The following is a 21,033-nucleotide window of genomic DNA, read 5'->3' on the forward strand; positions in this document are numbered from 1 at the left end:
GTACTACTTATGAGATGCAACCGGCGTAGAGATACCGTGCGAAGGCCGGGCGGCCAATCGCCGAAATCCAGACTCCGGGAGCAACTTTTTTGCCCCCCTGGGAAGCCGGTACCGCAACCGAAAACAACCACTCAAAGCTCTCGGGATGATGGCGCTGAGCGGCAGCAGGTTTCCGGTATCCCTATGATCAAAGGTATATTCTGATTCACGGAAATACAACCAGTGAACGGGTGTTCTTTGCCTTGAATTTCCTCCTTTTTTGGTCTGAATGAGGGGACACCGGGTGCGGTGGGGTGAAAACGGAGTAAATGGTGCGACCCCGGCTGCCCTTGATCGAGCGGCCCCCGCTGTTATAGTCCGCGCCAACCGAATCCCGGCAAGATCCCGGGGCTCAGCAACCGCGGTTTTCGCGCATGCCAAACCGCTCCTGGAGCCACTTTTGTCGAACACTGCCTCGGCTGGCGCTTGTAAAGAAGCGCAGCAAGATTCATACCAGTTGTCGGATGGCGTTGCGCCTGATGTTGTGCCTATTGTTGTGACTACTGATAGCCCTGCTGCGCGCCTGATTCACACACATTCTGTGACTGAACGAATAGTCACCGTATTTGACCAGTGCTTTGCGGCCCCGGACGGCCTGAACACTCGCCTCAGGGGCGGGTTCGAGGAGCCCTATTATCGACCCGCGGACCAGGGCCTGGGGTTTCACCAGATTGAATTCACCCGCGATTATCCTGCCAGCGCCCTGCACGAGGCCGCCCACTGGTGCGTGGCTGGGGCCGAGCGGCGCCTTCTCGCGGATTACGGCTACTGGTACGCCCCGGACGGCCGCAGCGTCGCCCAGCAACAGGAGTTTGAGCGGGTGGAGGTCAAGCCCCAGGCGCTGGAGTGGATCTTCGCCCGTGCCTGCGGGATGCGCTTCCGGGTCAGTGCAGATAATCTCGATGCGGGCCTGGGTCCCAGTGAACGCTTCAAAGGCGCCATTTGGCAGCAGGTGCAACAATACTGCACCCAGGGGGTAAACCCCCGCGCAACGCTGTTTGCCCGCTCGCTGGCCGTTGCCTTCGAATGTGCCGATCCGTTGCAGCCGTCAGCTTATCGGCTGGAGGACCTGGCATGAAGCGGGGGATTGCAGATGCTCGCGACGATCTGGGCGAGATCTACCTGGTGGATGCCTCGGTCTACATCTTTCGCTATTACTTTGCGTTGCCCCCCAACTGGGTGAGCCGATCGGGGTATACCACCGAGGCGGTGTACGGCTTCAGCAACTTCCTGCTTGACCTTTTGAGCCGCAAGCCGGCGCTTATCGCCTGCGCTTTCGACGAGTCCCTCGGCAACTGTTTCCGCAACGACATCTACCCCGATTACAAATGCAGTCGTGCATTGCCGGATGAAACGCTGGCCTATCAATTGGCCGCCTGCCGGGAAATGGCCGAGGCATTCGGTATTGCGAGCTTTTCCAGTGAGCGCTTTGAAGCGGACGATATCCTTGCGACCCTGACGGAAACCTGCGCGGACAGCGGCTTAACCCCAACCGTGATTACACGGGACAAAGATCTGGGGCAACTCCTGGCGCGGGGCGCGGAAAGCCTGTGGGATTTTGCCGCGGATCTGTATCTGGACCAGACCGCAATCCAGGAAAAGTTTGGCGTGCAGCCGGGGCAGATTGCGGACTATCTCGCTTTGGTTGGCGACAGCATTGACGATATCCCCGGAGTGCCCGGTGTTGGCGCCAAGACGGCGGCACGTCTGCTGGCCGAATTCGAATCAGTGGAAGAGCTCATTGCCAATGTTCAGCAGATTGCCACCCTGAAGATTCGCGGTGCCAAGGGCATTGCCGCAAAAATTGCCAGTCATGCGGATCAGATTCGCATGGCCCTGCGATTGGCCCAACTGGAATACCGGGTGCCACTCAATGCCGGCGTCGAAGATCTCGCCTGGCAGCCGCCGGAAGCGGCATTTGCACAGGCGCTGGCAGAAGAATTTGGCATTGGTGGGCTCTCACAAAAAATCCAGCGCACCTTGGCCGGCAGTGACCAGCCAAGTGCCGGAACCCGGACAAAAACGGAAATCGCATGATGGATACCTCTCCGCAGAAAACGTCGCTGAATATTGTGGCGGATGAAAACATTCCGGGCCTTGAGGCGTGGTTTGCTGATCTGGGCGTGATCACCCGGGCGCCAGGGCGAACATTGACCAAATCCCAGTTGATGGAGGCCGACGTGCTGTTGGTGCGGTCGGTCACCCAGGTGGACGCTGCGCTGCTGGAGGGAACGCCTGTTCGCTTCGTCGGCAGTTGCACCATTGGCACGGATCATCTGGATACCGGGTGGTTGGAATCCCGGGGGATTCACTGGAGTGCAGCGCCGGGCTGCAATGCCAACTCCGTGGTGGAGTATGTGTTTTGCGTACTGGCCGCCTTGGATGTTGATTGGCGGGGGCGCAGTTTCGGTATCGTCGGTTGTGGCAATGTGGGGGGGCTGTTACAGCGACGCCTCAAGGCATTGGGAATTCCCTGCAACATCTACGACCCATGGCTGCCGGATAATCCCGATACGGCCCAATTGGACGCGGTGCTGCAGCAGGATGTGATCTGCCTGCACGCGCCCCTGGTAAAAGACGGTCCACACCCGAGCCTGCATATGATTGATGCAGACGCCTTGCGACGGATCCAGCCGGGTGCAGTGCTGATCAGCGCGGGACGGGGCGCTGTGATCGAGAATCAGGCGCTGTTTGAACGGCTTTCTGAGGCCCAGAGCGGCGCGCATGTCGTGGATGAGAGACCATTCACCGCCGTCCTGGACGTGTGGGAAAACGAGCCGGATATCCGCCTGGACTTGCTGGAAAAAGTAAACCAGGGCAGCCCGCATATTGCCGGCTACAGCCACGACGGCAAGCTGGCGGGCACTTCGATGATTCGCCAGGCCCTCAACAAGGCTTTGGAGCTTCCTCCGCTGTCAGAGGTGAAAACCGAAGATCTCGCACGGCAGCCACTCGCAACCGGTGAATCCGGGTTTGCCGCCATACGCTCGTTACTGCTACAGATGTACGATCCGCGGGAAGATGATCGCCGATTGCGCGAGGCTGCCAGCGCTGCGCTCGCGGGTGGAACGCCTATGGCAGAGGCTTTCGATCGGTTGCGCAAGCAGTACCCGAAGCGCCTGGAGTTTTCCCACTATCGTCTTGAGGCGCCAAACCTGGACGCGGAAACACGGCAACAACTGGAAATACTGGGGCTCACGTGAAGCTGAAGAAACTCGGACTGATCATCAATCCCTGGGCCGGTGTTGGTGGCCCTGCAGGCCTCAAAGGCAGCGATGGTACCGATACGGTCGATCGCGCGCTGGCCGCGGGTATCCAGCCGCAATCGCACAAGCGTGCGGCCATCGCGCTGTCACAAATAGTGCCTTTTGCTGCGGAACTGGAAATTGTTACCTTCGCGGGCGATATGGGTGAAGACCTGGCTCGGGAACTGGGCTTCCTCTGTACCCTTGTGGGTGGGGCCGCGGGCGAGCGCTCAACGCCAGAGGACAGCGAATCCGCCGCGTTGGCCATTCGTGCGTCGGGCGCTGATCTGATTGTTTTTGTGGGCGGCGATGGTACTGCGCGCAATATGGTCAATGCGCTCGGAGATGGCTTCCCGGTGCTGGGCATTCCCGCGGGGGTGAAAATGCACTCTGCCTGCTTCGCCATTTCCCCCAAAGCCGGCGGCGAAGTGCTGCGGCGTCTGATGGCGGGGGAGTTGGTGGATCTGCACCAGCGGGAAGTACGGGATATCGATGAAAAATCTTTCCGCGAAGGCCGCGTGAGCACACGCTATTACGGCGAGCTGCTGGTCCCGGAAGAGGGGCATTTTCTGCAGGCGGTCAAAAATGCGGGCCGCGAAGTCGAGGAGCTGGCAGTGGCCGACATTGCCGCCGGCATTGTCGAGGAAATCGCGGATCTGGACCCGGATACGCTGTATGTATTCGGCCCCGGTTCCACCACCCTGGCCGTGCTCGCGGAGCTGGGCGCGGAGGGAACCCTACTGGGGGTGGATTTATGGCGAGACGGCACATTGCTGGCGGCGGATGTGAATGCGCTACAGGTACTGGCCGCAATTGAAGAGCATCACCGGGCCTCCCAGGCACCGGTAAAGATCATTCTCACTGCAATCGGCGGTCAGGGGCATCTGATCGGCCGCGGCAACCAGCAGCTGAGCCCATCGGTATTGAAAGCGGTCGAGCGTGAAAACCTGATGGTGGTGGCGACCAAAACCAAAATCACCGAACTGGGCGGGCGCCCGCTGCTGATTGATAGTGGGGAGCCGGAGCTGGATGAGGCCTGGAGTGGTTTTATCCGCGTGGTTACCGGCTACCGCGATGAGATTCTCTACCCGCTTTCCAGTGATGGCAGTGGCGAGTACAGCCCCGGGTCAACCGGGTCTGAATCGCACTGAGTCAAAGCAGAATTAAACGAGAAACAGAATTTAACGAGTGCACATGGCACCGAATACAGGCAAATAATTTTGGATTGGGAACCTCTGCTGCACCTGGTGCGCAGCAAACTGGAGCAGGACTCTGCAAAGTCTTGTACAGACAGCCGCCGGCTGTTTCATGGTCGCGGCCACTGTTACCCGGGTTTCGACCGTGTCTGCGTGGACAGCTATCACCCGGCGCTACTGGTCACGCTGTTTGACCGATACGAGGATGAGGACGGGCTGGTTACGCAGCTGTGGACACTCGCAGAGCCCTTTGGCTACCGGGGTCTGGCGGTGCAGCGGCGCTATGAGCAGCGTGCTCCCATTGTGTGGGAGGCGGGCGCGCCTGTTGAAGAGCTGTTTGCTCGCCGTGGCAACCTGCGATTTCCGCTGACGTTTGATCGCCAGAACGTGGGCTTTTTCCTGGACATCGAGCCTGGTCGCCGCTGGCTGGAGCAGCAGGTGCAGGCGAAAGCAGGGCAGGTGGAAAACCTGAAATTGCTGAATCTGTTTGCGTTCACCTGTGCGTTTTCCGTGGTGGCGCGAGCGGCCGGTGAGCTGGAAGTATTGAATATTGACTTGAATAAAGGCGTGTTGAAGCGCGGGCAAATCAATCACCAGCTCAATCAGCTATCGACCAAGGGGATACGGTATCTGGCGAGGGATGCGCTTCGGGAGTTCAAACGGTATGACCGCAGTGGTCCTTTTCAACTGGGAGTGGTAGATCCGCCGACACGGCAAAAAGGCGCGTTTGATGTTGAAACGAATTACGCCAAGCTGTTGGAAAAGCTGCCGGCCTGTCTCGCCAACGAGGCTGATTTGCTGCTGGTACTCAATTCTCCGGCGCACACGGAGGCGGATTTCCGGGAAATGATCGCTGCAGCGGACTCGGGGTATGAGGTGATTGAGCGGTTGCCGCAGAACCCAGATTTCCCGGACAGTGATCCGAATGCGGCATTGAAGATGCTGCATGTGAGGTTTCGGCGTAGTTCCTAGAGCTTCGTAGCTGATCTTGTGGCGGCAAGCTACTGGGTGCGGGTATTCAGGACCGCTGTGAATACGTCCCTGTACGCTGCGTCAGCGGCGTCCATGCCGCTGACGCTCCTGAATACCCGCACCCAGTAGCCTGCCTTCAATTCGAAGTGCAGTCGCAGCGCCCGTTTAATTGTTCAATTTCTCCATTAGCTCCACCATCAGCTCCTCGAGCTGCGGCGAAGACCCTCCACGTACGACACCGTCCAACTTTTCTGCATTACTGACACCGTCCGCACCTCGGCTCACCAGCAGCATAAAGCTGCGGTGGGAGAGGGTGGCTTCCTCCACCGCTTCCTGCCGCACCAGCTGGGAGAAGTTGATATAGCCGCACTCCTTCAGCCAGGTCATGGCGCCCAGGCAGGCGAGGTGGCGGGGGGAGTGTAGGCCGAACTCATCGGGCGTATCCGGGCCGGCAATGTCTTCTACATAGATGGTTGCGGGAGCGGGAAACTGCTGGAACAGCGCCAGCAGTATCCGCCCCGCGTCGCGGTAGAAATCGTGGATGTGCAAGTCGTCGAGCATTGAATTCCTGACCGTTAGCGAGTGTAGCGCTCGAGGAAGTTGCCCAGGCGCTCGATTGCGTGGGAAAGATCGTCTGCTCTGGGCAGGAAGACAATGCGCAGGTGGTCTGGCGCATCCCAGTGGAAGGCACTGCCCTGTACCAGCAGGATTTTTTCCTGGCGCAAAAACTCCAGAACAAATTTTTCGTCGCTATCGATCTTGTGGCGGTCTAGGTCGATACGCGGGAACAGATAAATAGCACCTTCGGGTTTGGTACAGCTGACACCTGGAATGTCGTTCAGCATCCGGTAGGCCAGGTCGCGCTGTTGGCGCAGGCGGCCGCCGGGCAGCACCAGATCCTTGATGCTCTGGTAACCGCCGAGTGCCGTCTGTACCGCGAACATCGCCGGTACATTACCGCACAGGCGCATGGACGAGAGGATATCCATCCCTTCGATAAAGCCCCGTGCCCGGTGTTTGGCGCCGCTTACGATCATCCAGCCGGAGCGGAAGCCCGCCAGGCGGTAGGACTTGGACAGGCCGTTGAAGCTCAGGCACAGCACGTCTTCGGCCAGGGTGGCCATAGGCGTGAAGACGGCATCGTCGTAGAGGATTTTGCTGTAGATCTCGTCGGCAAAAATGACCAGGTTGTGCTGGCGCGCAACTTCGACGATCTGCTCCAGCAGTGCTTTCGGGTAAACCGCCCCGGTGGGGTTGTTGGGGTTGATGACAACAATGCCGCGGGTGCGTGGGGTGATTTTGGATTTGATGTCGTCGATATCCGGCAACCAGCCCGCCTGTTCATCGCAGCGGTAGAGCACCGGCTTGGCGCCGGTGAGATTGGTGGCTGCCATCCACAGCGGGTAGTTGGGCATCGGCAACAGCATTTCGTCGCCGTTGTTCAGCAGTGCCTGGGTGGACATGGAGATCAGTTCGGAGACGCCGTTCCCCAAGTAAATATCGTCGATATCCACGCCCGCTACACCGAGATTCTGGCACTCGTGCATAATCGCTTTGCGGGCGGCAAACAGGCCCTTGGATTCCACATAGCCCTGCGCCTGGGACAGGTTGTAAATCACGTCCTGTAGGATTTCATCGGGTGCGTCAAAGCCGAAAGGGGCCGGATTGCCGATATTCAGCTTCATGATCCGGTGGCCTTCTTCCTCCATGCGGGTTGCCTGCTCCATCACCGGGCCGCGGATTTCGTAGCAGACACCGTGGAGTTTCTCTGACTTGTGAATATCCTTCATCGTTGCGTACTTCTACTGGCGTCTTCAGTGGGCAAAGGTGGCGTCATGCTTCGGACGTCTTGCTGAAGACAAACTTATGGGCAAATTCTTCTAACTGACGCATTGCGATGAGTAGGCTTTGCTATCAGTTGTGGAATCGGGTTAGCTTCCGGGCTCGCGGTTGCCTGAACCGGGCACGGTCGTTTCTGGCACCGGGGATACTCAAAGGTGCTGCCGCTAAGTGTTGGGCCGGGCAGGGTAATGCCGCTGGATACTGACTTAATCTGGCGAAAAAGGAGTCACAGTATGTCAAAAGAAAAAGACGATAACTACTGGCGCGAGCGCCTGACGGACGAAGAATTTCATGTCTGCCGGGAGGGCGGAACCGAGCGTCCCTTCACCGGTGAATACTGGGCCACTTTCGAGGATGGCAAATACCTCTGCCGCTGCTGTGGTGAAGTGTTGTTCGCGTCGGAATCCAAGTTTGAGTCCAGCTGCGGTTGGCCGAGTTTTGATGCCGCAGCCGGGGCGGGCGCTGTGGAAGAGCGCCCGGATCACAGCCTGGGCATGGTGCGAGTAGAAATCCTGTGTGCCAGCTGTGGCAGTCACCTGGGGCATGTATTCCCCGATGGCCCAACGGATACGGGGCTGCGCTATTGTGTTAATTCACTGTCGGTAAAACACGACCCGGACTGACTGTTCGGTTTGACAGGCCGGATGACTGCCCGACCGACTGCCCGAACCACTGGAGGAAGCAAATGATTCGCTCAGGCCGCAAGCGCCATTCGAGCCGCTGGCTCTATCGCATTCAGTGGCTGCTGCTCGCGGTCATTGCCCTGGCGGTTGCCGCCGTCAGGCTCGGGTTGCTGCACTATTTGACGGCCTTTGAGGTGTTCAAGTACGCCGGGCTGGCGGCGGTGGCCGTAGCACTGGGATCCATCCTGGTGTTTATCTGGGGCCTGGTAACGCGGCACCCGGAAGCCCGCCGTGCGGCGCTCTGGGCGACGATTCTGGGGGCTATACCCGTGGCCATCCCGCTCTTGCTGGTGGGAGAGCACAATTTCCGTGCGCCTGCCATTCACGATATCTCCACTGATCTGAAGGAACCTCCGGCATTTGAGGCCATCCTGTCCCTGCGTGGACCGGGCGACAACAGTGCGGAGTACGCCGGCGAAGCAGTCGCCAGCCAGCAGCGCAATTCGCCGCTATACGAGGATATCCAGCCGTTGCAGCTTAATTTGAGCGTGCCTGAGGCTACCGAGCTGGCGGCGGATGTGGCGCAGAAGCTCGGCTGGCGGGTGGTGGCAAAAAGCCCCAACAAAGGGCGCCTGGAAGCGGTGGCGCGCACGCCGGTGCTCGGGTTTACCGAAGATGTGGTCGTCAGGATCCAGAAAGAGGGGCAGGGGGTTAAAGTGGACGTCCGTTCAGCTTCTCGTGCCCGGATCGCGGATCTTGGCAGCAATGGCCAGCGAATCCGTGTTTTCCTGAAGAAGATGAAGAAGCGCGCGGAGCGCCAGTAATCACTCCGTCATATACTGGCACGCCGATCTTCATCCGGCGCTTGCCTGTGGATTGACCAGTTTGTCGCGCTCTGTTGTGGGGTTTCGGTAAGTGTCTGTATGCAAAGGAAAAATTCTTAAATTTTTTTACAACGAAGTGTTGACAGCCCCCGGGGGTCTCCATAGAATGCGCCCCACTTCGACGCACTACGCACTTGCCGAAACGCAGTGAGGAACGCCAAGAAGGATTCTGGGTCCCCATCGTCTAGAGGCCTAGGACACCGCCCTTTCACGGCGGTAACAGGGGTTCGACTCCCCTTGGGGATGCCACGCGGGAATAGCTCAGTTGGTAGAGCGCAACCTTGCCAAGGTTGAGGTCGCCGGTTCGAACCCGGTTTCCCGCTCCAATTTTTTGTTCGCCGGCAATAGCGGGTGAGCAGGCAAGACGGAAATATCGCAAGATTGACTCCGGGTTGCCAAACTCAATCTCACTGAGATTGGGAATGTTCTATGTCCCCATCGTCTAGAGGCCTAGGACACCGCCCTTTCACGGCGGTAACAGGGGTTCGACTCCCCTTGGGGATGCCATTTCGCTGGGGTCGCGACTGCGACCCCGGGACAGAAAAGGCGGGAATAGCTCAGTTGGTAGAGCGCAACCTTGCCAAGGTTGAGGTCGCCGGTTCGAACCCGGTTTCCCGCTCCAATTTTTAAAGCCGCTCAATGAGCGGCTTTTTTTTGCCTGTTTTTTGGCGCAGATGATTCCCTCCGTCCCGCATTGGCGGAAAGTCGCCGGATTGCCGGTTGAATTGTCGGGCTCCGGGGCGTTGAATAACGCTCCCCGCAATGACTTTACCCGGAGTGATAACTCCCGGAATGACACAGTTGGTAAATATGACGACTGCCGCACTCTCCATACGTGACCTCCAGAAAACCTACGACAACGGCTTTGAGGCGCTCAAGGGCATCAGCTTTGATGTGCAGCCCGGTGACTTCTTTGCACTACTCGGGCCTAACGGCGCGGGCAAATCCACTACCATCGGTATCCTGTGTTCGCTGGTACGCAAGACCGGTGGCAGCGTCGAAATATTCGGCATTGATATCGATAAGAATTTCCCCGCGGCCAAACAGATGTTGGGTGTGGTGCCTCAGGAGTTCAATTTCAGCCAGTTTGAGAAGGTGTTCGATATCGTCTGCACCCAGGGCGGCTTTTACGGTATGCCGCGCAAGCTGGCGGAAGAGCGCACCGAGAAATACCTGCGCAAACTGGGGCTCTGGGACAAGCGCAATACCCAGGCGCGTATGCTGTCTGGCGGCATGAAGCGCCGCCTGATGATTGCCCGGGCGTTACTGCACGAGCCCAAATTGTTGATCCTCGATGAGCCCACCGCTGGGGTCGATATCGAGTTGCGTCGCTCCATGTGGGAGTTTTTGCAGGAGATTAACGCGCAGGGCACCACCATTATTCTCACGACCCATTATCTGGAAGAGGCGGAAAGCCTGTGCCGCAATATCGCCATTATTGATAAGGGCGATATTGTCGAAAATACCTCCATCAAGTCCCTGCTCAAAACCCTGAGCCGGGAAGTGTTTATCCTGGATACCCGTGATGTGTTGGCCTCAGCCCCCGATTTCGGTGACTTTGACGGGCGCCTGCTGGATGAGCACAGCCTGGAGGTAACCATTGAAAAGGGGCAGTCCCTGAGTGACCTGTTTGTGCAGCTGAGTGCGCAGAATATTGCCGTGACCAGCATGCGAAACCGCGCCAATCGCCTGGAAGAACTCTTTGTATCACTGTTGGCTGACAACAAGCCGCAAGCCGAGGATGGGGAGGCCAAGCCATGAGCCCGCAATTGATCTGGACAGCCTTCTCGACCATTTTCCGGCGCGAGGTGCGGCGCTTCACCCGGATCTGGCCGCAGACCCTGGTGCCGCCGGTGATCACCATGTCTCTCTACTTTGTGATTTTCGGTTCGCTGATTGGCAAGCGCATCGGCGAGATGGGCGGCTATTCCTATATGGAGTTTGTGGTGCCCGGCCTGATCATGATGGCGGTCATCACCAACTCCTACGGCAACGTGGTCTCCTCATTTTACAGTGCCAAGTTTCAGCGCAGTGTTGAAGAACTGCTGGTATCACCCACACCTAACTGGGTAATTATGGCCGGCTATGTACTGGGCGGTGTGGCGCGGGGGCTGATTGTCGGGCTGATTGTTACCCTGATCGCTATGGTATTTACCTCGCTTCAGGTTCAGCACATTGGTATCACCTTTCTGATCGTGTTCCTGACGTCGGTACTGTTTGCCCTGGCCGGCTTTATCAATGCGATTTTTGCCAACAGTTTTGATGATATTTCGATTATCCCGACCTTTGTGCTAACACCATTGACGTATCTCGGTGGGGTCTTTTACTCCATTGAGCTGCTGTCGCCTTTCTGGCAGGCACTGTCAAAGCTGAACCCTATTCTTTATATGGTGAATGCCTTCCGTTACGGCGTGCTCGGCGTGTCTGATATCAGTGTGGGCTGGGCCTTTGCCGGTGTGCTGGTGTTTATTGCGCTGCTGTCAGGGTGGGCGCTTCACCTGATGCGCCACGGCAAACGGCTGCGTCATTGATCAATCGAATTGGATGCTTATCTACGCTGGATGAAGGTATGAATAGAGAAGACTGGCAGAACCTGCCGCTGGGGCAGGAGACCCGCTACGAGTCCAAATACAATCCTGCACTGCTGCACCCCATCCCGCGCGCGGTTTCCCGTGCGCAACTTGGGCTGGATGGGGACGCCTTGCCGTTTAGTGGTGCCGATGAGTGGTGGGGGTTTGAGCTTTCCTGGTTAAACCGGAAAGGGGTTCCCCAGGTTGCCGTGGCCCGTTTTCGCTTTGCGGCATCCAGCCCCTTCATGATCGAATCCAAGTCCTTCAAGCTGTACCTGAACTCTCTCAATCAGAGCGAGTTTGAATCCCGGGAGGCGGTTTGCGGAGTGCTGGAGCAGGATCTGAGTGCAGCGGCGGGCAGTGATGTAGCAGTAACCCTCTATGATGTCGAAAGTCCAGAGCTTGCGGTACATGCGCCGGCAGGCACCTGCGTTGACCATCAGGATATTGAGGCCCGACAATATCAGCCGGATGCCGGTCTCTTGAGGCTGGCGAGTGACGGTGAAACCGTTGCGGAAACCCTCTATAGCCACCTGCTGAGAAGCAATTGCCCGGTTACCGGGCAGCCGGATTGGGCGACGGTGAGCATTGAATATACGGGGCCGGCCCTGGACCGGCAGGCGCTGCTTGCCTATATCATTTCGTTCCGGGAGCACCAGGACTTTCACGAGCACTGCGTGGAACGTATCTACTGCGATCTGCAGCAGCTGGCGGATTTTGAATACCTGACCGTATGTGCCCGCTATACCCGTCGGGGAGGTCTGGATATCAACCCGCTGCGGACCTCTACCGGTGAGATCGTTTTCCCCGGGCGCTTTGCTCGCCAATAAACGGCTGATTATTTTTCCGGTGCCGCTACATTGTTAGTGGCACATTCGCACCCCGTCACTAGGCGGGGCGTGTTTCAGCAGTCGATCAACCTTCCCACTTGTATCCCATTGCATAAATAGAATGTATTAAATCCAGCTCCGGCATAACGTTGGCGATTTTTTTGCGTATCGACTTTATGTGCGTGTCGATAGAGCGCTCGGTCACGGCCCGGTCATCACTGTAGGCCAGATCCAGCAATTGCGCGCGGGTGTAGATGCGCCCTTTATTTTTGTAGAGCGGGCGCAGAATCCGGTACTCGGTTGCCGTCAGCTCCACTGGCTGTCCACGTAACAGCAGGCGATTGTCATTTTCAGGGAGTTCCGCTTCCAGTGCCTGTTCCTCTTTGTTGGATTCGAACTGGATGCGTCGCAATAGCGCCGACACCCGGGCCGCCACATTCTTCAAGTTGAACGGCTTGCAGATATAGTCATCCGCACCCAATTCCAGTCCCAGCAGTTGATCCACTTCCTCGACGCGCGCGGTGAGCATGATGATCGGGACTGTGGAATATTCGCGTATCGCGCGGCATACCGTCATTCCATCCAGGCCGGGCAGCATCACGTCCAGTAAAATCACATCGGCGCGGTTGTTTTTTAGCCAGTCCATCACCAGGTCACCACGTTCCACTACAGAACATTTGTGTCCCTGGGCCTGCAGAAAATTTTTCAGTAGGCGAGCCACTTTTGTTTCGTCTTCGACGATCAGTAAATTTGCGGATTCAGTCATGGTCCGTGGATCCCCTGTTACTTTCCCTGTTGTTCATTTGTTCTTTTCTAGCTCTGTTTGCGAATACCTTCAGGTCGCCAGAGGCAGTCGGCAAGTGATCGCCAGGCCTCCGAGTACGCTGTGGTCCGCTTCGATAGTGCCATCTTGTGCTTCGACAATGTTTTTGCAGATGGATAACCCGAGACCGGACCCTCCGGTTGCGCGGTTTCTGGATTCTTCTACTCGATAGAGGCGATCGAAGAGTTTCGGCAGGCTCTCGGGTGGAACGCCGGGTGCGCTGTCTTGCCAACGCACTACCAGCTGCCGCTCTTCCTGCTGAAGGGATAGTGAAACTTTGCCACCAGGGTCGGTATAGCGCTGGCTATTTTGCAGGAGGTTATCCAGCAACTGTTTCAGTCGCCCACTGTCGGCGAAGAGGTTGAGTTTGTGGTCGATCTCAAAGCTTGTGTCCAGCTCGAGGCCGTGAGGCTGCAGCTTGCCTGCGGCCCTTTGCGCATATTCACCGAAGAATTGCTTCGCGGGCATTTGCGTGCGCTGGAAAGAGAGGCCCCCCATATCGGACTGGGCCAGTGTGCGCAGATCATTGATGAGCGTGTTGAGCTGATCAATCTCCTCGCCCATGGATTCGAGCATATCTTCCGATGAGCCCTGGATGCCATATTGGGCCGACTCTACCTCGGCGCTCAGTACGGTGAGCGGTGTGCGTAGCTCGTGGGCCATATCGTTGATCCAGCGCTGGCGTGCCAGCTGGTTCTTTTCCAGGGCATTGGCGAGAAAGTTGACGTCTTCAGCGAGCACCGCGAGCTCATCGTCACCGTAGATGCGGGCGCGCTGGCTGAAGTCACCACTGGCCAATTTGTGTACCTTTGTCGAGACCTCTTGCACCGGCCGGAGTAAGCGTTGGGCCAGCAACAGTGCAACACTCAGGGCGAGCAGTGCCGCGATTACGGCTCCGGTCACCATGGTCCAAAGGGCGGCACTGGTGAAGCCGGTATTGACGGCCTGGCGTATTTCCCTGCCGGGAGGGAAGCCCAGGTATCCAACCAGCTGCCCGCGCGCATGTATGGGTACCATTGGAAACGACACCTCTGGGGGAAAGGGGCCTCCGCCATTTAACACTTTCCCATCGGCACCGAGCAGGCGGATATTGGGAAAAGGGGGAGGGCGGCGCGGCCCGGGCCGCAGACCTTCCTGGGTACCCTGTAGCCCTCTGGTGGAGGGATACAGGCCGGGAGGGTGCTCCCTTGGTCCATCGCCCCGCGCGGGGAACAGGCTGCGCAGCCAGAGATCATTGGCCAGCAAGGCCTCCCAGCTGCCCTGCCTTGCATAGAGTTTACCTACTCGGTTAGCGATATCCTGCAGGTGGTTTTTATGCAGTTGTTCGCTGATGCCTCCAAGACCTGAGCGCACCGCGAAGTAACCACTGGTGTAAATGACCGTTGCCGTGACGAGGCCCACAATCAGAAAGGTCGCCAGAAGTTTGTGGGATATTTTATTAAACATGGTCGTCCCTACCGAAAGCACTTCTCAAAAGTACTTCTCAAAGTCCCTGTCAAAGTAAAACACCTATTTCACCTGTTCCCCACCGGCTACTCAAGTATCGTCGATGCAGTTCACTGCAATGGGTACAAATACCTACAGAATCGTATAAAAAACGTGCTCCGATTTGCTTGTGTCCACTCCAAATAACCCAAAAAGCAGGTGTTTTTGGTTTGCGTGTCTGCCCCCTCAAATTTTCCTCACATTTGTCCGGTACTTTCTGAGGGGTTTGTACCTTGCCTTACGTATGTATCTATTGTGCCTTGAAAGCAATGGAAAATCGTCAGGTACACCTGCTGCCTAACCGCTGCCCGCAAAAACTAGATCGTAATAATGAGCTATTGGCCAATGTCGTTGAAACAAATGATTACCGGAAAACTTATTTTGCAGGGATTAGTCGGGGCAATTTTTCTGCTTTCACTGAGTCAGGCGCAAGCGGAAAGTGGCCGAACCGACTACGATCTGGATGACGATGGCCTGATAGAAATCAACGACTTGGCGGATCTCTACGAAATTCGCGATCACCTCGATGGTACCAAGCTCTACGACAGCAGTAGTGGCTGTCCCGCGTCTGGCTGTAATGGCTTTGAGTTGACGACGGATCTGGATTTCGACACCAATGGCAATGACAGCATCACCAGCGCGGACAGTTATTGGAACAGCGGCAGCGGCTGGGAACCGATCGGCAGTCAGGCCAGTCCCTTTACCGCCACCTTTGATGGCAACGGTTATACCATCAAAAATCTTTATATCAATCGCGGTACCACCAATGCCGTTGGCCTGTTTTCAACGGTCAAAGGTGCCACATTACGTAATGTAAAACTGGACGGCAGTCTCACCAGTATTAAAGGAATGGTTTTTGTCGGTGGTCTCTTTGGCTTCTCCCAGGGCAGCCCCGACTCGACCATCAGTAACGTTAGTTTCAGTGGAAGTGTCACTGGCAGCAGCTTTGTCGGTGGTCTCGGTGGCCAGGCTTATGTCAGTAGCGCAGCTGACAGTTATGTCGATGGGACAGTTACCGCAACCGGCAGTTACACAGGTGGTCTTTTCGGCTACCTGACCTCAACTTCGGGCAGCCAGGTCGATCGCACTTTTGTCCGCGGCAGTGTGTCCGGTGTTGACAATACCGGCGGCCTGTTCGGTTTCGCTGCAACCGCTCTGACGCTTCGCGACAGCTATAGTGGCAACAGTGTATCCGGCGGCCAGTATGTGGGTGGTCTGGTCGGCAAGCTCAATGCCGATGCCACCATGCAGCGTCTTTATGCCCGCGGTAGTGTATACGGTACCAGCGATTCGGGTGGCCTGGTGGGTTATACCGATTACTCGGTCAGTGTGACCCGAATCTACTGGGATACCGAAAGTACAGGGCAGGGCAGTAGTGCCGGCAGTTACGGCGCTGGTTTGACCACTGACGAACTGCAGTGCCCGACGTCACCGGGAGATGCTGCATGTGGGACTTCGGTCTATTCCGGTTGGTCCACCGGCCGTTGGGATTTCGGCAGCAGCAGCCAGTATCCGGTATCGATCATTGATGGTCTGACCTTTCGCGACACGGATGGCGATGGTGAATACGACCCCTATGACAGTGATATCGATGGCGATGGGGTAGAGAATGACAGTGATGCCTTGCCCTACGACGAAACCGAAACCGCAGACAACGACGGTGATGGCATCGGCGACAATGCCGATACCGACGATGACAACGACGGCGTAGAAGATGCGCTGGATGCCTTCCCGTTTGATGAGACAGAAAGCGCCGACAACGACGGCGATGGTACCGGTGACAACGCGGATACCGACGATGACAACGACGGCGTAGAAGATGCGCTGGATGCCTTCCCGTTTGATGAGACAGAAAGCGCCGATAACGACAGCGACGGTACCGGTGACAATGCGGATACCGACGATGACAACGACGGTGTCGAGGACACGTCTGACGCCTTCCCATTCGATGAAACCGAATCAGCCGATGCCGATGGCGACGGCACTGGTGATAACGCGGATACCGACGACGATAACGACGGTGTAGAAGATGCGCTGGATGCCTTCCCGTACAACCCTACGGAATCCATCGATAGCGACGGCGATGGTACCGGTGACAATGCCGATACCGACGATGATAATGATGGTGTCGAGGATACCTCCGATGCCTTCCCCTATGACGATTCCGAAACGTCAGACAACGATGGCGATGGTATTGGCGATAACGCGGATACCGACGACGATAACGACGGTGTTGACGATACGCTGGATGCCTTCCCGTTCGATAAGACAGAGAGCGCCGACAATGACAGCGACGGTATTGGTGACAATGCCGATACCGATGACGATAACGACGGCGTGGAAGATGCCAGCGATGCCTTCCCCTACGACGCATCCGAGACGGCCGACAATGATGGCGACGGTACCGGTGACAATGCCGACACCGACGACGACAACGATGGCATTGAAGATGCGCTGGACGCTTTCCCTTTCGATGAAACCGAAAGCGCCGACAATGACAGCGACGGTACCGGTGACAACGCCGATACCGACGATGATAACGACGGCGTGGAAGATGCCAGTGATGCCTTCCCCTACGATGCATCCGAGACTGCCGACAATGATGGCGATGGCACCGGTGACAATGCCGATGCCGATGACGATAACGACGGGGTAGAGGATGCGTCCGATGCGTTCCCCTACGACGAAACCGAAACTACCGACAGCGATAGCGACGGTACCGGCGATAACACGGATGTGGACGTCGACGGTGATGGCCTGATCGAAATCGGCTCGCTCGAAGAACTAGACAATATCCGTAACAATCTCGCAGGAAGTGCCTACAACGACGGTAGCAGCGATAACCTCCTCGGCTGTGGCGATGGTGACACAGTCACTGCCTGTCGAGGCTATGAGCTGACCAGCAGCCTGGACTTCGATACCAATACCGATGGCGTCATCGACGCTGGTGATAGCTACTGGAATGATGGTGCAGGATGGGAGCCTATCGGTACCACCGACGACCGCTATTCCGCAGACTTCGACGGAAACGGATACACCATTGCCAATCTCTACATTGATCGTGCGGAAACGGATGATGTCGGTCTGTTTGGTGCGGCGGAAAACGCCGACATCCGCAATATCGGTTTGACCGGCGAGCGGATGTCGATCACCGGGGGGCAGGGTGTCGGCGCGTTGGTTGGCTCGGGAAATCAGGTAACCGTCACCGCCAGCTATGCCACAGGCTCCGTCAGTGGTGAGCAGTATGTGGGCGGTATCTTCGGCTCCAGTGAATCTGGCGGTATTACCGCGAGCTTCTTTACCGGCGATGTATTTGCCACAGACAGTGCCGGCGGCCTGGCCGGTCGAGCCTACGACTACGCAACCATTACGGGCAGCTTCGTCACTGGTTCCGTGACTTCCGATGGTAATGCCGGTGGTAATGCCGGTGGACTTGTCGGTGACGGCGTGAACCTGACCATCACGGCCAACTATGTCATCGCTATTGTTTCCGGCAACGCCAGCGGCGCTCTGGTTGCTGACGACAGCAGCGGTGCGACCAACACATACAGCGCTAATTACTGGGCAGACGTTTCCGATACCGAGAGTGGGTTCAGCCGCGCGATTTTGAAGTGCCCGGTACTGGCCGACGACACTACCTGTTCCGAGGATGGCAGCACTCTCTACAGTGGCTGGGCCGACCTTGAAGACGGCAGTGGTAACGATTACTGGGATTTCGGTGGTGACACACAGCTTCCGGGTTTGCTGCTGAATGGCGTCGTGTACCGGGATACCGATGGCGACGGGTCACTGGATGGCGGCGATGCCTACCCGGCGGATTTTGACAACGACGGTGTCGACGATTCGGTCGATGCCTTTCCGGAAGATGCATCGGAAACCGCCGATGCGGACGAAGATGGTGTGGGCGATAACACGGATGAATTTCCCAACGATCCTGAAGAAACCACAGATTCCGATAACGATGGTGTTGGTGACAACAGTGACGCCTTCCCGCAAGACCCCAATGAGTCTGTGGATACGGACAATGACGGTACCGGAGACAACAGCGATACCACACCTAGTGGTGACGATGCGGATAGTGACAACGATGGCATGAGCGACAGCTTTGAAGTGGAGTACGGCCTGGATATCAATGACCCGAGTGATGCCGAGGGTGATCTGGACGGAGATGGTGTCAGCAATCTCGATGAATATCTGGCAGACACACGCGTCGACCAGGACGATGTCCCGCCGGTATTGAGCGTGCCTGGCGATTTCAAAGTGGTGTCTAGTGGCGCAACGACATCAGTCGATATCGGTAGTGCGACGGCAGAAGATGCCAAAGACGGCAGTCTGGTCGCGACAGCGGATGACTACGGTCCCTTTGTTCCTGGCCGTCACACCGTTACCTGGAGTGCGAGCGACGCCGCCGGTAATAGCGCAACGGCCGAGCAAACTGTCGATGTGATTCCGATGGTAAGCATTACCGCCGCGCAGACCCTGGAAGAGGGTGCCAGTGGAGTCATCGAGGTCAGTCTGAACGGTGCCCCCGTTGAATACCCGGTAACGGTAGCCTTCACCGTCAGTGGCAGTGCAGATAGCAGTGACCATGATCTGGTTTCCGGCACTCTGGAAATCGATTCCGGTCTGACGGGCAATATGGCGTTCAGCACCGTGGCCGACGTCAGTTTTGAAGGTGAAGAAAATATTGTGGTAACCCTTGATAGCGCATCCAATGCGGCACTGGGTAGCAGTATTGAACAAACCATTACCCTGATCGAAGGCAATGCTGCACCTACGGTTTCCCTTGAGCTGATGCAGGGTAATGACTCCGTGGCAACCGTGTTTGCCGATGGCGGTATCGCAACGGTTCTCGCGGGTATCGAGGATCCCAATCCGTCGGACAGCCACGAATATACCTGGAGCAGCGATAACCTGGCGCCGACCAACGGTTACAACAGTGAAAGCTTCACGTTCGATCCCACTGGACTTTCTGGCCTGTTTACGGCGGCGCTTACCGTAACTGATGAAGCCGGTGCATCAGCCAGCGCAACGCTGCTGTTCAGCATTCAGGAGGCGATGCCGGAATTGAGTGACAGCGCGGATTCCGACGGGGATGGGTTGAGCGATGCCAGTGAAGGGTTTGGAGACAGTGACGGCGATCGGGTGCCGGACTATCTCGATGACAATTCCACCGCGAACGTTTTACCCGTAGATGGCCTCGGTTCACTAATGGAGGGTGAAAGCGGGACAACCCTGATGCTGGGCAATAGCGCCTATGTGGCTGGTTACGGAATTGCGCTGATCGGTCTGGATGACATTGACGGGCTGTTTGCGGAAGGGCTGGCTGACACCAGCAGTTACCAGTTCCTGCATGGCATTTTCGACTTCGAAATACACGGGGTTGCAGCGGGAACTAGTACTCGCGTGGTGCTGCCGCAAACTGCGGCGCTACTCGCCGATGCGCAGTACCTGAAGTACCAGCAGGGCATTGGGTGGCTAGCCTTTACTGAAAATACTGAGAACGCCATCGCCTCCGCGCCGGGAGCGTTGGGCGTCTGCCCAGCACCGGGAAGCGAAGAGTATGAGCCGGGGCTCGGAGAAGGTCACTATTGCGTGCAGCTCACCATTGAAGACGGTGGCCCCAACGATGCCGATGGCACCGCCAACGGCATCGTTGTAGATCCGGGTGCGGTGGGTACCCTCAATACGGTTGCCCCCACGGTGACTATCAGCGCAATTCCCTTAACGGCTACCAGCTTCACAGCAGGCGATGGGGAGAAAGTGGTGCTCGCCTTTACGCTGGAGAGTGATTCCTCCGATGCTGAAGTGTCTTCGCTTTCATTCCAGGCCAGTGGCGATCTGGAGGAGGGGGCCGATGTCAGCTTGGTGAAACTGTATCTGGATAGCAATAAAAATGGTCAAGCGGAAGCGGATGAGCTGCTGGTCAGCGGAAGTTACGCCCGGGATGACGAGACTCTGACGCTCAACTTGCCGGATGCCGTTCAGCTGCAGAGTGGCGAGCGTCGATTCCTGTTGACGTATCAGTTCTAGTGGGACTTCCACCCCCTTTGGGAAGCTAGTCCCCCAACCGGCTTCCCCTTTTTATTCACCCATTACTGTGGCTCAAGAGTGATCAAAATGGGCCACATGAAAGAATTTATTCGAGGCAAAAAGATGCGTTCAAGTTACAAGCGCACAGCAATCGCAATGTTCACCCTGTTTGCTCTGATAATGCTCTCCGGTTGCGGTGGCGGAGGTGGCAACAATTCCGTCGATGACGGCACTGGAGATAACGGTTCCGAGGAACCGACGCCAACACCAGAGCCGGTAGTCAAGACTTTTACTGTAGGACTTGGCAGCGTCCAGGTTGTGCAAATAAGTACGGGCGATGCACTCACGGTAGACACCGAGTCGGTAACTGGTGGTGATCTGGAGTACACCGTTCCTTAGTTACATGGAAGCATCACTGCTTGTCCACTCCGGCGCTGGGCTGGACGAGCAGTGGAATATTCAGTTTGAGCCGATGAATCGTCGATCGTTCA

16 protein-coding genes and 4 tRNA genes are annotated in these 21,033 nt (G+C 57.0%); 16 read left to right on the plus strand and 4 right to left on the minus strand.

The genetic code is table 11. From position 1 onward, the window contains the following. Positions 1-580: 580 nt before the first annotated feature. The 5 genes from GRX76_RS09940 to GRX76_RS09960 all read left to right on the plus strand — a co-directional run bounded on the left by GRX76_RS09940 (position 581) and on the right by GRX76_RS09960 (position 5,452). On the plus strand, positions 581-1,117 hold the full coding sequence (locus GRX76_RS09940) for an elongation factor P hydroxylase (protein ID WP_160153173.1): 537 nt from the start codon (positions 581-583) through the stop codon (positions 1,115-1,117). After that, positions 1,114-2,076 (plus strand): 5'-3' exonuclease H3TH domain-containing protein, encoded by a 963-nt coding sequence (locus tag GRX76_RS09945; protein ID WP_236250306.1) that lies wholly within the window; start codon positions 1,114-1,116, stop codon positions 2,074-2,076. Before GRX76_RS09940 ends, GRX76_RS09945 begins: the two co-directional genes overlap by 4 nt. After that, entirely contained in the window at positions 2,073-3,242 is a 1,170-nt protein-coding gene (locus GRX76_RS09950; RefSeq protein WP_160153174.1) for a 4-phosphoerythronate dehydrogenase, read from the plus strand. Before GRX76_RS09945 ends, GRX76_RS09950 begins: the two co-directional genes overlap by 4 nt. Continuing rightward, positions 3,239-4,435, plus strand: coding sequence for an ATP-NAD kinase family protein (locus GRX76_RS09955; protein ID WP_160153175.1), 1,197 nt, complete (start codon positions 3,239-3,241; stop codon positions 4,433-4,435). The genes GRX76_RS09950 and GRX76_RS09955 overlap by 4 nt, the downstream gene beginning before the upstream one ends. Before the next feature lie 69 nt (positions 4,436-4,504). Then, positions 4,505-5,452: a class I SAM-dependent methyltransferase gene (locus GRX76_RS09960; protein ID WP_160153176.1), complete on the plus strand. Its 948-nt coding sequence runs from the start codon at positions 4,505-4,507 to the stop codon at positions 5,450-5,452. 165 nt (positions 5,453-5,617) lie between these two features. Here GRX76_RS09960 and GRX76_RS09965 read toward each other — a convergent pair whose 3' ends face one another. Together GRX76_RS09965 and GRX76_RS09970 are read right to left on the minus strand one after the other, a co-directional pair. Then, positions 5,618-6,013 (minus strand): hypothetical protein, encoded by a 396-nt coding sequence (locus tag GRX76_RS09965; protein ID WP_160153177.1) that lies wholly within the window; start codon positions 6,011-6,013, stop codon positions 5,618-5,620. 14 nt (positions 6,014-6,027) lie between these two features. After that, positions 6,028-7,242 carry a pyridoxal phosphate-dependent aminotransferase gene (locus GRX76_RS09970; RefSeq protein WP_160153178.1) on the minus strand — a complete coding sequence of 405 codons (1,215 nt, stop codon included), beginning with the start codon at positions 7,240-7,242 and terminating at the stop codon, positions 6,028-6,030. 285 nt (positions 7,243-7,527) lie between these two features. On the opposite strand from GRX76_RS09970, the gene msrB reads away from it, so the two are divergent. The 9 genes from msrB (at position 7,528) to queF (ending at position 12,201) form a co-directional block, all read left to right on the plus strand. After that, entirely contained in the window at positions 7,528-7,917 is a 390-nt protein-coding gene (gene msrB, locus GRX76_RS09975; RefSeq protein ID WP_160153179.1) for a peptide-methionine (R)-S-oxide reductase MsrB, read from the plus strand. Between the two features lie 62 nt (positions 7,918-7,979). Next, positions 7,980-8,741, plus strand: coding sequence for a DUF1499 domain-containing protein (locus GRX76_RS09980; protein WP_160153180.1), 762 nt, complete (start codon positions 7,980-7,982; stop codon positions 8,739-8,741). A gap of 233 nt (positions 8,742-8,974) precedes the next feature. After that, positions 8,975-9,050: transfer RNA gene (locus GRX76_RS09985), tRNA-Glu, on the plus strand. A gap of 1 nt (position 9,051) precedes the next feature. Beyond that, positions 9,052-9,127: transfer RNA gene (locus tag GRX76_RS09990), tRNA-Gly, on the plus strand. 105 nt (positions 9,128-9,232) lie between these two features. After that, positions 9,233-9,308 (plus strand) — tRNA-Glu (locus GRX76_RS09995). A gap of 39 nt (positions 9,309-9,347) precedes the next feature. Next, positions 9,348-9,423, plus strand: a tRNA-Gly gene (locus GRX76_RS10000). Positions 9,424-9,593: 170 nt separating this feature from the next. After that, positions 9,594-10,562 carry an ABC transporter ATP-binding protein gene (locus tag GRX76_RS10005; RefSeq protein WP_236250307.1) on the plus strand — a complete coding sequence of 323 codons (969 nt, stop codon included), beginning with the start codon at positions 9,594-9,596 and terminating at the stop codon, positions 10,560-10,562. Beyond that, on the plus strand, positions 10,559-11,332 hold the full coding sequence (locus GRX76_RS10010; protein WP_160153181.1) for an ABC transporter permease: 774 nt from the start codon (positions 10,559-10,561) through the stop codon (positions 11,330-11,332). The genes GRX76_RS10005 and GRX76_RS10010 overlap by 4 nt, the downstream gene beginning before the upstream one ends. A gap of 38 nt (positions 11,333-11,370) precedes the next feature. Further along, positions 11,371-12,201: an NADPH-dependent 7-cyano-7-deazaguanine reductase QueF gene (gene queF / locus GRX76_RS10015; protein ID WP_160153182.1), complete on the plus strand. Its 831-nt coding sequence runs from the start codon at positions 11,371-11,373 to the stop codon at positions 12,199-12,201. An 85-nt stretch (positions 12,202-12,286) separates the two neighbouring features. Here queF and GRX76_RS10020 read toward each other — a convergent pair whose 3' ends face one another. Together GRX76_RS10020 and GRX76_RS10025 are read right to left on the minus strand one after the other, a co-directional pair. Beyond that, positions 12,287-12,967 (minus strand): response regulator, encoded by a 681-nt coding sequence (locus GRX76_RS10020; protein WP_160153183.1) that lies wholly within the window; start codon positions 12,965-12,967, stop codon positions 12,287-12,289. 69 nt (positions 12,968-13,036) lie between these two features. Next, positions 13,037-14,470 (minus strand): ATP-binding protein, encoded by a 1,434-nt coding sequence (locus tag GRX76_RS10025; RefSeq protein ID WP_160153184.1) that lies wholly within the window; start codon positions 14,468-14,470, stop codon positions 13,037-13,039. A gap of 384 nt (positions 14,471-14,854) precedes the next feature. Between GRX76_RS10025 and GRX76_RS19185 the strand changes: the two genes are divergently transcribed. Both GRX76_RS19185 and GRX76_RS10035 read left to right on the plus strand, forming a co-directional pair. Beyond that, positions 14,855-20,542 carry a thrombospondin type 3 repeat-containing protein gene (locus tag GRX76_RS19185; protein ID WP_201276794.1) on the plus strand — a complete coding sequence of 1,896 codons (5,688 nt, stop codon included), beginning with the start codon at positions 14,855-14,857 and terminating at the stop codon, positions 20,540-20,542. 96 nt (positions 20,543-20,638) lie between these two features. Beyond that, on the plus strand, positions 20,639-20,941 hold the full coding sequence (locus GRX76_RS10035) for a hypothetical protein (protein ID WP_160153185.1): 303 nt from the start codon (positions 20,639-20,641) through the stop codon (positions 20,939-20,941). The last annotated feature ends 92 nt before the right edge of the window (positions 20,942-21,033 follow it).

It is taken from the genome of Microbulbifer sp. ALW1 (genome assembly GCF_009903625.1).
Classification (GTDB): Bacteria; Pseudomonadota; Gammaproteobacteria; order Pseudomonadales; family Cellvibrionaceae; genus Microbulbifer.

Coding starts and splice junctions, on each gene's coding strand:
- GRX76_RS09945 (WP_236250306.1), top strand. CDS start 1,114: ATGAAGCGGGGGATTGCAGATGCTCGCGACGATCTGGGCGAGATCTAC.
- GRX76_RS09950 (WP_160153174.1), top strand. CDS start 2,073: ATGATGGATACCTCTCCGCAGAAAACGTCGCTGAATATTGTGGCGGAT.
- GRX76_RS09965 (WP_160153177.1), bottom strand. CDS start 6,013: ATGCTCGACGACTTGCACATCCACGATTTCTACCGCGACGCGGGGCGG.
- GRX76_RS09970 (WP_160153178.1), bottom strand. CDS start 7,242: ATGAAGGATATTCACAAGTCAGAGAAACTCCACGGTGTCTGCTACGAA.
- msrB (WP_160153179.1), top strand. CDS start 7,528: ATGTCAAAAGAAAAAGACGATAACTACTGGCGCGAGCGCCTGACGGAC.
- GRX76_RS09980 (WP_160153180.1), top strand. CDS start 7,980: ATGATTCGCTCAGGCCGCAAGCGCCATTCGAGCCGCTGGCTCTATCGC.
- GRX76_RS10005 (WP_236250307.1), top strand. CDS start 9,594: ATGACACAGTTGGTAAATATGACGACTGCCGCACTCTCCATACGTGAC.
- GRX76_RS10010 (WP_160153181.1), top strand. CDS start 10,559: ATGAGCCCGCAATTGATCTGGACAGCCTTCTCGACCATTTTCCGGCGC.
- queF (WP_160153182.1), top strand. CDS start 11,371: ATGAATAGAGAAGACTGGCAGAACCTGCCGCTGGGGCAGGAGACCCGC.
- GRX76_RS10020 (WP_160153183.1), bottom strand. CDS start 12,967: ATGACTGAATCCGCAAATTTACTGATCGTCGAAGACGAAACAAAAGTG.
- GRX76_RS10025 (WP_160153184.1), bottom strand. CDS start 14,470: ATGTTTAATAAAATATCCCACAAACTTCTGGCGACCTTTCTGATTGTG.
- GRX76_RS19185 (WP_201276794.1), top strand. CDS start 14,855: ATGTCGTTGAAACAAATGATTACCGGAAAACTTATTTTGCAGGGATTA.
- GRX76_RS10035 (WP_160153185.1), top strand. CDS start 20,639: ATGAAAGAATTTATTCGAGGCAAAAAGATGCGTTCAAGTTACAAGCGC.